10 protein-coding genes are annotated in these 9,992 nt (G+C 70.4%); 7 read left to right on the top strand and 3 right to left on the bottom strand.

Annotated elements, in window-relative coordinates; translation table 11 throughout:
* Nucleotides 1-584: hypothetical protein (locus ACIRDX_RS02400; RefSeq protein ID WP_396623798.1), on the top strand; the 584-nt coding region annotated here is incomplete at its 5' end.
* 58 nt (nt 585-642) lie between these two features.
* On the opposite strand, the gene ACIRDX_RS02395 is transcribed toward ACIRDX_RS02400, so the two are convergent.
* Nucleotides 643-1,422 (bottom strand): ABC transporter permease, encoded by a 780-nt coding sequence (locus ACIRDX_RS02395; protein WP_396623797.1) that lies wholly within the window; start codon nt 1,420-1,422, stop codon nt 643-645.
* Nucleotides 1,423-1,439: 17 nt separating this feature from the next.
* Here ACIRDX_RS02395 and ACIRDX_RS02390 point away from each other — a divergent pair, with 17 nt between their 5' ends.
* The 6 genes from ACIRDX_RS02390 to ACIRDX_RS02365 all read left to right on the top strand — a co-directional run bounded on the left by ACIRDX_RS02390 (nt 1,440) and on the right by ACIRDX_RS02365 (nt 7,634).
* Complete coding sequence (locus ACIRDX_RS02390) at nt 1,440-2,570, top strand: DegT/DnrJ/EryC1/StrS family aminotransferase (protein WP_396623796.1); 1,131 nt, start codon at nt 1,440-1,442, stop codon at nt 2,568-2,570.
* 15 nt (nt 2,571-2,585) lie between these two features.
* Nucleotides 2,586-3,860, top strand: coding sequence for a dicarboxylate/amino acid:cation symporter (locus tag ACIRDX_RS02385; RefSeq protein WP_396623795.1), 1,275 nt, complete (start codon nt 2,586-2,588; stop codon nt 3,858-3,860).
* The gene (rfbD, locus tag ACIRDX_RS02380; RefSeq protein ID WP_396623794.1) at nt 3,857-4,696 is read left to right on the top strand and encodes a dTDP-4-dehydrorhamnose reductase; all 840 of its coding nucleotides are present in this window, start codon (nt 3,857-3,859) and stop codon (nt 4,694-4,696) included. The genes ACIRDX_RS02385 and rfbD overlap by 4 nt, the downstream gene beginning before the upstream one ends.
* Before the next feature lie 330 nt (nt 4,697-5,026).
* Nucleotides 5,027-6,016 carry a GDP-mannose 4,6-dehydratase gene (gmd, locus tag ACIRDX_RS02375; RefSeq protein ID WP_396623793.1) on the top strand — a complete coding sequence of 330 codons (990 nt, stop codon included), beginning with the start codon at nt 5,027-5,029 and terminating at the stop codon, nt 6,014-6,016.
* Complete coding sequence (locus tag ACIRDX_RS02370; RefSeq protein ID WP_396623792.1) at nt 6,013-7,002, top strand: glycosyltransferase family 2 protein; 990 nt, start codon at nt 6,013-6,015, stop codon at nt 7,000-7,002. Before gmd ends, ACIRDX_RS02370 begins: the two co-directional genes overlap by 4 nt.
* The gene (locus ACIRDX_RS02365; RefSeq protein ID WP_396623791.1) at nt 6,999-7,634 is read left to right on the top strand and encodes a class I SAM-dependent methyltransferase; all 636 of its coding nucleotides are present in this window, start codon (nt 6,999-7,001) and stop codon (nt 7,632-7,634) included. Before ACIRDX_RS02370 ends, ACIRDX_RS02365 begins: the two co-directional genes overlap by 4 nt.
* Here the strand turns inward: ACIRDX_RS02365 and ACIRDX_RS02360 are convergent.
* Together ACIRDX_RS02360 and ACIRDX_RS02355 are read right to left on the bottom strand one after the other, a co-directional pair.
* Nucleotides 7,631-8,650, bottom strand: coding sequence for a glycosyltransferase family 2 protein (locus tag ACIRDX_RS02360; RefSeq protein WP_396623790.1), 1,020 nt, complete (start codon nt 8,648-8,650; stop codon nt 7,631-7,633). The genes ACIRDX_RS02365 and ACIRDX_RS02360 overlap by 4 nt on opposite strands.
* The gene (locus ACIRDX_RS02355) at nt 8,647-9,987 is read right to left on the bottom strand and encodes a hypothetical protein (protein ID WP_396623789.1); all 1,341 of its coding nucleotides are present in this window, start codon (nt 9,985-9,987) and stop codon (nt 8,647-8,649) included. The genes ACIRDX_RS02360 and ACIRDX_RS02355 overlap by 4 nt, the downstream gene beginning before the upstream one ends.
* Between the last annotated feature and the right edge of the window lie 5 nt (nt 9,988-9,992).

Below are 9,992 nucleotides of genomic sequence, written 5' to 3'. Positions count from 1 at the left end.
GGCGCCTGTCGACCGGGGCCCTCTGGACCGTGGTCGTGGCTGGCCTGGTCATCGCCGCACGGCCGACCGGACGGTACCGATCGCTGGACCTGCTCGACGCGCTGCCGGAGGCGCGCATCGAGCACGGATGGGGCCCGTTGCACGAGAGCATCTCGCCGGGGCCTGTCCTGTTCGAGCCGCGGGTGCGTCGCGCCGTGGTGGCCATGCCCCCTGCGAGCCTCACCTGGACCGTGGACGTGCCGCGCGAGGCCGTGTTGCGGCTCGGCGCGGGCATGCGCCCCGATGTGTGGGAGAAGGAGGGCGACGGCATCCAGATGGCCGTCGTCGTCGAGCACGCGGGTGGTCGGGCGGTCGCCGCCGATCTCACGCTGTTCCCGTACAGCGTGTCCGAGCATCGCCGGCTCGTGCCCCTCGAGGTGCCGTTGCACGCCTGGGCCGGACAGCAGGTGCGCATCCGCCTGGAGTCGACGCCAGAGCGGTTCGGCAACGCCGTCAACGACGTGCCCGTGTGGACCGAACCGCGCATCGAGTGGCCGCGTCGGCCGAGCGCCGGGACCGCGCGGGTCGTGCACGTGGGGTCGTGACCGCGACTGCCGCCTGCCGACCGCCGCCTGCCGACTGCCGACTGCCGTCCCTGATCGCCTACACGTACTCCGCGAAGCGTCCCTGCGCGCGGGCGAAGACGGTCCATCCGAGGGCGAGCGACAGCGCCGCCATCGCGGCCAGCAGGGCGAAGGTCGCCGCCGAGGGCACCGCGTGCTGCGTGACGATCTGCTGATACGCCGTCACGAAGTGCATCATCGGGTTGAGCCGCAGCCAGCGCCGCAGCGTCTCGGGCGCGAGGCTGGCGGCGTAGACGATGGGCGTGAGCCAGAACCAGACCTGCAGGGCGACGTCGAGCAGGTGCCTGGCGTCGCGCACGAAGACGTACGCGGTGGCCAGCAGCAGCCCGAGGCCCGCGGTGAAGGCCGTCTGCAGCAGCACGACGGGCAGCAGCGCGGCCCACGACAGCGACAGGCCCGCACCCATCACCAGTGCCGTGGGCACCAGCACGGTGTACATCAGCAGGAACTGCACGAGGGCGGACGCGATGGCCGCGATCGGCAGGACAGCCCGGGGGAAGGCCACCTTGCGCACCAGGGTGCCGTTGTCGGCAACCGCGCCGGTCGCCGCCGACAGGGCGCTCGTGAAGAACATCCACGGCAGCAGGCCGCTGAGCAGGAAGAGCGGGAAGCGCTCGATGGGCACGCGCACCACGTAGCGGAACGCGAGCGTGTACACGGCGACCATGACGAGGGGGTGCAGCAGCGACCACGCCACCCCGAGGAGGGACCCCTTGTACTTGACGGCGAGATCGCGCTGGACGAGGCCGCGGAGCAGGCCGCGATAGGCCACCAGCGCGCGGAGATCGTTGGCCGGCACGGCGGGCCGAGTGTAGCATGCAGCCAGTGATGCAGGTGCCGCTGCTCGACCTCGCCGCCCAGTACGCCCCCATTCGCGATGCCGTCGTCGAGGCCGTGACGCGGGTCGTCGACACGCAGAAGTTCATCCTCGGCCCGGAGGTGGAGCGGTTCGAAGCGGAAGCGGCGTCTTACCTTGGGGCGCGGCACGCGATCGGTGTCACGTCGGGCACCGACGCGCTGCTCGTCGCCATGATGGCCCTCGACCTCGGCCCGGGCGACGAGGTCATCGTCCCCACCTACTCGTTCTTCGCGACGGCGGGGTGCGTGTCGCGCACCGGGGCCACGCCGGTGCTGGTGGACATCGACCCGGTCACGTACAACCTCGACGTCGAGGCCGTACGCCGGGCCGTGACGCCGCGCACCCGGGCCATCGTGCCCGTCCACCTGTACGGGCAGGCCGCGGAGATGGACGCGCTCATGGCGCTCGCGGCCGAGCACGGGCTGACGGTCATCGAGGACGCCGCGCAGGCCCTCGGCGCCACCTACGGCGGCCGGGCGCTCGGCACCATCGGCCACTTCGGCTGCTTCTCCTTCTACCCGAGCAAGAACCTCGGCGCCGCCGGCGATGCCGGCCTCGTGACCGTCAACGACGACGACCTGGCGGCGCGCGTGCGGCTGCTGCGCGTGCACGGCGCCCAGCGCACGTACCATCACGAGAAGGTCGGCGGCAACTTCCGCATGGCGGCCGTGCAGGCCGCGGTGCTGGGCGTGAAGCTGCGGCACCTCGACGCGTGGACCGAGGCCCGGCGTCGCAACGCGGACCGCTATCGGGCGCTGTTCGCGTCGCTCGCCCCCGGCGTGCCGGTGACCCTGCCGGTGGAGCGTCCGGGGCGCCGCCACATCTACAACCAGTTCGTGATCCGGGCCGAGCGGCGCGACGGCCTGCGCGATCACCTGCGCGCCCACGGCGTCGGCTGCGAGATCTACTACCCCGTGCCGTTCCACCTGCAGCCCTGCTTCGCGTACCTCGGTGTCCCGGCCGGCGCGCTGCCCGTGTCCGAGCGTGCCGCGGCCGAGACGCTGGCGCTGCCCATCTACAGCGAATTGACCGAGGCCCAGCAGGCGTACGTGGTGGAGACCATCGCGGCGTTCTACGCGGGGGCCTGAGGGGATACCGCATCCATGGCCAGGATCGACGTCGAGGCGGCAGACGCCCGGGAGGTCGCGCCGCGCGGCGCGTGGTGGGCGGGCACGACCACGCAGATCTTCGTCGGCCTCGCCGTCGGGATCCTCATCGGCGCCGTGTGGCCCGAGACGGCGGTGGCGCTCAAGCCGATCGCCGACGCCTTCCTGCGCATGATCAAGATGATCATCGCGCCGTTGCTCTTCAGCACCCTGGTGGTCGGCATCGCCGGCACCGGCGACATGAAGGCGATGGGGCGCATCGGGCTCAAGGCCCTGATCTACTTCGAGATCGCCACCACCATCGCGCTGGTTCTCGGCCTGGCCCTGGTGAACTGGTTCCAGCCCGGCGCCGGCGTCACGCTCTCGGGCACGGCCACCGAGACCGTGGCCGCGATGGCGCAGAAGCAGCAGACCCTCACCGAGATCTTCCTGCACCTGTTCCCGACCTCGATCTTCGACGCCATGGCGCGTGGCGACATCCTGCAGGTGGTCGTCTTCGCCTCGTTCTTCGGCGTCGCGCTGGCCGGCGTCGGTGAGAAGGGCCGGCCGGTGCTCGAGTTCCTCGAGTCGGTCGCGCAGGTGATGTTCCGCTTCACCCACTACGTGATGAAGTTCGCGCCCCTCGGCGTGATGGCGGCCATGGCGGCCACCGTCGGGGGCCGTGGCCTGTCGATTCTGCTCACCCTCGGCAAGCTCGTGGGCGTGATGTACCTCGGGCTGTTCATCTTCCTGTTCATCGTCATCGGCGGCGTGGCGTTGCTCATCCGCGTCCCCTTCTTCACCTTCCTGCGCGCCATCCGCGAGCCGTTCCTCATCGCGTTCACCACCGCCAGCTCGGAAGCCGCGCTGCCCAAGGCCCTCGAGGTGATGGCGCGCTTCGGCGTGCCGCGCAACATCGTCGGGTTCGTGCTGCCCACCGGCTACAGCTTCAACCTCGATGGCACGACGCTGTACCTGTCCATCGCCAGCGTGTTCGTGGCGCAGCTGGCCGGGTTGCAGCTCTCCTGGGGGCAGCAGCTCGTGATGATGCTCACGCTGATGCTCACCAGCAAGGGCGTGGCCGGCGTGCCGCGCGGTGCGCTCGTTGTCCTCACGGCCGCCCTCGGCACCTTCGGCCTGCCGCTCGAGGGCGCCGCCATCCTGCTCGGAATCGATCAGGTGCTCGACATGGGGCGCACCGCCGTCAACGTCACCGGCAACTGCCTGGCGACGGCCGTCGTGGCCCGCTGGGAAGGCGTGCTCGACGACCAGCAGATCGAGGCGTTCCGATGAAGCTGCTGGTGATCGGCGCGGCCGGGCAGCTCGGCTCGTCCTTCCTCGAGGTGTCCGGTCACGAGGTCGTGGGGATGACGCGCGCCGACGTCGATGTGACCGATCACCATGCCCTGCTTGCCGTGGTCGAGCGCGAGGCGCCGGATGTCCTCGTCAACTGCACCGCCTACAACAACGTCGACGGCGCCGAAGACGATGCCGCCACCGCCCTGGCGGTCAACGCCATGGCGGTGCGTTCGATGGCGGCCGCCGCGACCAGGGTCGGCGCCACGTTCGTGCACTACAGCACCGACTTCGTCTTCGACGGCGAGGCGTCGCAGCCATACACCGAGGACGACCGGACGCGACCGGTCAGCACCTACGGCTGCTCGAAGCTGCTGGGCGAGTGGTTCGCGCAGGATGCGCCCCGCTGGTACGTGCTTCGCGTCGAGAGCCTGTTCGGCGGGCGACAGGCCCGCAGTTCCGTCGACAAGATCGCGGCAGCGCTCCGGGCGGGTCGCGCCACGCCGGTCTTCGCCGACCGCGTCGTCACACCGAGCTTTGTCGACGATGTCCGCGACGCCACCCTCGAGTTGCTCGCGCGCGACGTGCCGTCGGGGCTGTTCCACTGCGTCAACAGCGGACAGGGCACCTGGGCCGACGTCGGCCGGCACATCGCCGGCCTGCTCGGCGCCGAGCCCGGCCTGCTGGTGCTGACCTCGGTGAAGGACGTGACCCTGCGGGCGCGTCGGCCGGTCTATTGCGCCCTGTCGAACGACCAGCTGGTGGCCGCCCTCGGGCGTCCCATGCCCGACTGGCAGCACGCCGTCGGGCGCTACGTGGCGACTCTCGGCTAGGCCCCCGGACGACGCGGGGCGAAGAGGTAGGGCGGGATGTCCTCATCCCGCCGTTGGCCCACGACGGCGCGGTGGCGTGCCCTGAGCGGAGTCGAAGGGGGACACCGCGCCCTGCCTCGACGCCATCACCACAGCGCGGCGAGTGCCCACCGCGTCCAGCGACCTTCGTCGCCAATGGACGATCTAGCCCTCGCCCCTGGGCGACGGGGCCCCGCGGCGACTCCGCCCGTGGGGTACACTGGTGCGGTTCTGCAGCCAGTGGTCGGGGCTGCACGCCGGGGCGTACCCGCGAGGCATGGCCCGGTGACCGGCGTATCTTTCCGAGACTGCATGGCCAAGACCGCACTGATCACGGGCGTCACCGGGCAAGACGGGTCGTATCTTGCCGATTTCCTGCTTGCCAAGGGGTACCGCGTCGTCGGCACCGTCCGCCGTTCGTCGGCGCCGAACCTCTGGCGCATCGAGCACCTGCTCGATCGCATCGAGTTGCGGCCCGCCGACCTGCTCGACCAGCTGTCCATCGTTCGACTGATCGAGGACGTCAAGCCCGACGAGCTGTACAACCTCGCCGCGATGTCCTTCGTGCCGGCCTCGTGGGACACGCCCCTGCTGACGGGCGAGTACAACAGCCAGGGCGTGACGCGCGTGCTCGAGGCCATCCGCCAGGTCAAGCCCGACACGCGGTTCTACCAGGCCAGCTCGAGCGAGATGTACGGGAAGGTGCGTGCCGTGCCGCAGAGCGAGGACACGCCGTTCCACCCGCGCTCGCCCTACGGCGTCTCGAAGGTGTTCGGGCACTACATCACCGTGAACTACCGCGAGAGCTACGGGATGTTCGCGTGCTCGGGGATCCTGTTCAACCACGAGTCGCCGCGCCGCGGCCTCGAGTTCGTGACCCGCAAGGTGACCGACGGCGTGGCCCGCATCAAGCTCGGCCTGGCCAACAGCCTGCCGCTCGGGAACCTGGACGCGCGCCGCGACTGGGGCTTCGCCGGCGACTACGTCAAGGCCATGTGGCTGATGCTGCAGCAGTCCGCGCCCGACGACTACGTGGTGGCGACGGGCGAGACGCACCCCGTGCGCGAACTGGTCGAGATTGCCTTCGGCCACGTCGGTCTCGACTGGCAGCAGTACGTCAAGGTCGACCCGCGGTTCCTGCGGCCGGCTGAAGTGGACCTGCTCATCGGCGATCCGACCAAGGCGCGGACACAGCTCGGCTGGCAGCGGGAAGTCGACTTCCGTGGCCTGGTGACCATGATGGTCGATGCCGACGTGGCACGTCTCCAGAAGAGTGCGGTGCCGGCGCAGCCGCTGGCGTGAGCGAGGTTCCAGCGATCCGTAGCGCTGGAGGGCCCCCCGCGCTCCAGATCGTGATCGTCAACTGGAACACGGGCGACGAATTGCGACGCTGCATTGCCTCCATCCGCGAGGCCGCTCGTGAGGGCGTCGCGCTCGAGAGCGTCACCATCGTCGACAACGCATCGACGGACGGCTCGTGTGACGGGCTCGAGGCAGCAGGCGTGCCGGTCAGGCTCGTGCGCAATACCGACAACCGTGGGTTCGCGGCGGCGTGCAACCAGGGCGCTCGTCTGAGTGGCTCCGCGTACCTGCTCTTCCTGAATCCAGACACCCAGCTGCGCGCCGATTCGCTGCGCGTGCCGCTCGCCTACATGGACGACCCGGCGCACGCCCATGTCGGCATCTGCGGCATCCGCCTGCTCACCGAGAGCGGCCAGCCAGCGACGTCCGGGGCACGGTACCCGTCGCTCCGTGTGTTCCTCGGGCAGGTGACTGGTCTCACGCGCGTGCTGCCGTCGGTGTTCCCGCGTCACCTCATGGATGCCGACGAGTGCGCTGCCCGCGGCGTGGTCGACCAGGTCATCGGCGCGTACTTCCTCATCCGCCGCCCTCTCTTCGACACCCTGGGCGGCTTCGACGAGCGCTTCTTCGTCTACTTCGAGGAAGTCGACCTGTCGCTGCGGGCTGCGCAGCGCGGCTTCGTCTCGTTCTGCCTCGGCACCGTGTCGGCGCAACACATCGGCGGCCACTCGAGCAACCAGGTGCGCGCCCTTCGACTGTTCTACTCGCTGCGCAGTCGCCTGCTCTATGCCGGGAAGCACTTCCGGCCCGCCAGTCGTCTCGGCCTCGTCGCCCTGACGTTCCTGATCGAGTTGCCGGCGCGCCTGCTGCGGGCCGTGCTCGGCGGGTCGTTGCCCGAAGCGGCGGAGACGGTGCGTGCCTACCGCTTGCTGCTGCGCGAGGGCTGGGACCTCCGCGTGCCGCCTTCCCACTCTGGCCTGCCATGACCACCACGTCCGCAGTCGTCGACAAGCACGGCATCCTCGCTCGCGTCAGGGCGGGGGAGACCCTCGCGCTGGAACTCGGGGTCGGCGGCCACAAGCGCCATCCCGACGCCGTCGGCGTGGACATGCGCGATCTGCCCGGGGTCGACCTCGTCGGCGACATCTACGACGTTCTGGCGCAGTTCCCGGATGCATCGGTGAGCGCCGTGTATTCGTATCACTTCGCCGAGCACCTGCCCGATCTGGCGCGGCTGGTCCTCGAGGTGCGACGCATCCTCAAGCCCGGCGGGCTGATGCGCACCGTGACGCCGCACTTCTCCAATCCGTACTTCTACTCGGACTGGACCCACAAGTCGGCCTTTGGCCTGTACACGTTTTCCTACCTGGCCGAGGACCGGCTGTTCCGGCGCGCCGTCCCGAAGTACCTCGGGGACACGGGACTGGTGCTGCAGGACGTGCGCCTGGGCTTCAAGTCGACGCCACCGTTCTACCTGCGCCACGCGTTCCGGAAGCTGCTGGGCCTCTGGGTGAACGCCTCGCGGCTGACGCAGGAACTCTACGAGGCCGGCTGGACCGGCTGGTTCCCGTGCTACGAGGTCACCTACGACGTGATTCGTCGGCCTGACGCGCCCTAGTCTGGCGACGCGGAGGTCCGGTCGTACCGGTCGGGCACGACCATCTCGTCGGCCGTGCGCCCGCGCCGCCGCTTCACCCACTGGAAGAACGCGAAGCCCGCCTGCGGCCAGCGGAGCATCAGCCGGTAGGCGCGATACCGGGCCCATGTGGTGAACGACGTGTGGCCGTACCACGTGCGCGCGTACGCCTGGTCCAGGTAGTACCGCGCGCTCTCGACGTCCTGCTCGCCCTGGACCAGCCGTCCGAGCAACTGGTATGCCGGGGCCTCCAGGGTGAGGGTCGCCGCGACCAGCTCGAGCAGGCGTCGCCGGCTCGGCGGCGCCATGGGCAACTCGGCCAGGGTGTTCATGGCCAGGCACGCATCCAGGTGCGACCACTGCCCGGCGAGCCCGCCCACGCTCTGATCCTCGACGACCTGGCAGGTCGCGAGCACGCAGCGCTCGCCGGCGCGCGCCGTCGCCAGGACGAGGGCCAGGTGAGGCGCCATCGTGTAGGCATGGTGGAAGCCGAAGCGCAGGTGAGGCAGCACCGCCGGCATCCGGTACAGGCCCACCGACGCGAACAGCAGCAGACCGAAGTCGTCGATGCCGGCGACGAGCCCGTCGAGGCCCTGCGTCACGACCGGGCTCGCACGCCGCACGTGCGCGTTGGTGAAGTTCACGAACGCCACCTCCGGATACCGGCGGCAGTGCGCGAGCACGTCGGCGACCGCCCCTGGCGTCGGCACGTCATCGTCGCAGAGCAGCCAGAGCCACTCGGTGTCGCAGGTCTCGAAGCAGCGCAGGAAGTTGCCGGCCATGCCGAGGTTGACGCGGTTGCGCACCAGCCGGACCTGCGCCGGGTGCGTCGCGGCCAGCGCGGCCAGGTCGTCGGGCAGGCGACCCGTTGCGTCGTTGTCCTGCACGACCACACGGCACTCGGCGGTGAGCTGCGGCATCAGGCGCGCCAGCACCAGGCGCAACGCGTCGGGGCGGCGGTAGGTGGGAATGGCGATGGTCAGCAAGGGCGTCGTCACGGGCGTGGGACCTGCCACTGCGCGCGCTTGCGCAGGAAGATGACGTGACCGCCTCCGAGCATCACCGTGCTCATCACGGCGAGGTACGCCAGAGCGACCCCCGTCGTGCCGAACCATCGGGCCGCCGCGACCGCGCCGCCGGTCACCAGCACGGCGGTGAGCAGCGAGATGCCGAGGAAGGGGTCTTGCTTATAGGCACGCAGGTACGCGGCTTCGCTGCTCGCCACCAGGTTGGCCAACGCTGCGGCGACCAGGGCCAGGAAGGCGCCGGGGCCGACGATGCGAGCGCTGATCGGGTGATGGACAACGGTCACCAGCACCAGCCCACCCACCAGGCCGAGGGCCAGCACGCCGGCAAAGGCGAGGGCCTGCCGCAGGCTCCGCGCGAACAACCGATCGACCTCGGCGAAGCGTCGCTCGGCGATCAGCCCGGAAAACGTTGGCACTCGCGTGGAGATCCAGGCCAGTCCGACCGTCGAGATGGTGCCCGTCACCGACAGCGCCAGCCCGAAGCGGCCAGCCTCGACCGGACCGGCGACCTGGAAGAGGATCGGGTTGAATGCGTAGTAGATGAAGAACCCGCTCAGCCAGGACAGGCCGAGGCGCCACTGGAGCGGCCAGACCTCCTGCCGCCATGAGAGGCTTCCGGTCGTGTGCGACGCCGCCAGCGCCAGCAGGGCCGGACGTGCGCTGAGGAGCAGCCACCCAAGCGGCACCGCGGCGGCCGCGGTCGCCGCCATCGGTGCCGCGCGCAGGCCTGCGCCCAGCGCCAGAGCCACGCACAGAGTGGACTGGCTCGCCAGTGTGGCCACCGAGCGCACCAGCGCGACGCGTGCCACGAGCCCACACCCCTCCAGCAGGGCCAGCAGCGGCGCCGTCCCCAACGTGACGGCGGTGGCCGAGACCAGCCAGACCCAGGGCGCGCGCCACGCAACGCCAGGCACGTCGGCGTGCCCGAAGAACCACAGGCCCGCCGGCGCGAGCCCGGCGACGAACACGGCCGCCACCACAGTGCTCCACCGCAATGTCAGGACCTGCAGGGCCGCCAGCCGGCGCAGGGCCGTCGCATCGCCGGCCATGGTGCCATCCGGCTGCCACGCCAGGCGGGCCTTCTCGTGGGCGGCCAGTTGCATCGTGGTGTAGGCGAAGCCGAGCTCGAAGAAGACCTGCGCCGTCAGCAGGCTCAGGAACGTGTAATGAAAGCCTTGCTCGACGCGCGTGAGGTACCGCACGACGAAGGCCGCGGCGAGCAGGCCCCCACCGAGCGTCAGGACGCGTCCCGCGACGGTGAACGCGACGGCGCGGTCGATCCCCAGCCGGGAGGCGATCCGGCGCATGCCGG

The sequence above is a fragment of the Luteitalea sp. genome, from assembly GCF_044337415.1.
Classification (GTDB): domain Bacteria; phylum Acidobacteriota; class Vicinamibacteria; order Vicinamibacterales; family Vicinamibacteraceae; genus Luteitalea.
This window is presented reverse-complemented; position numbering and strand designations above follow the sequence as displayed.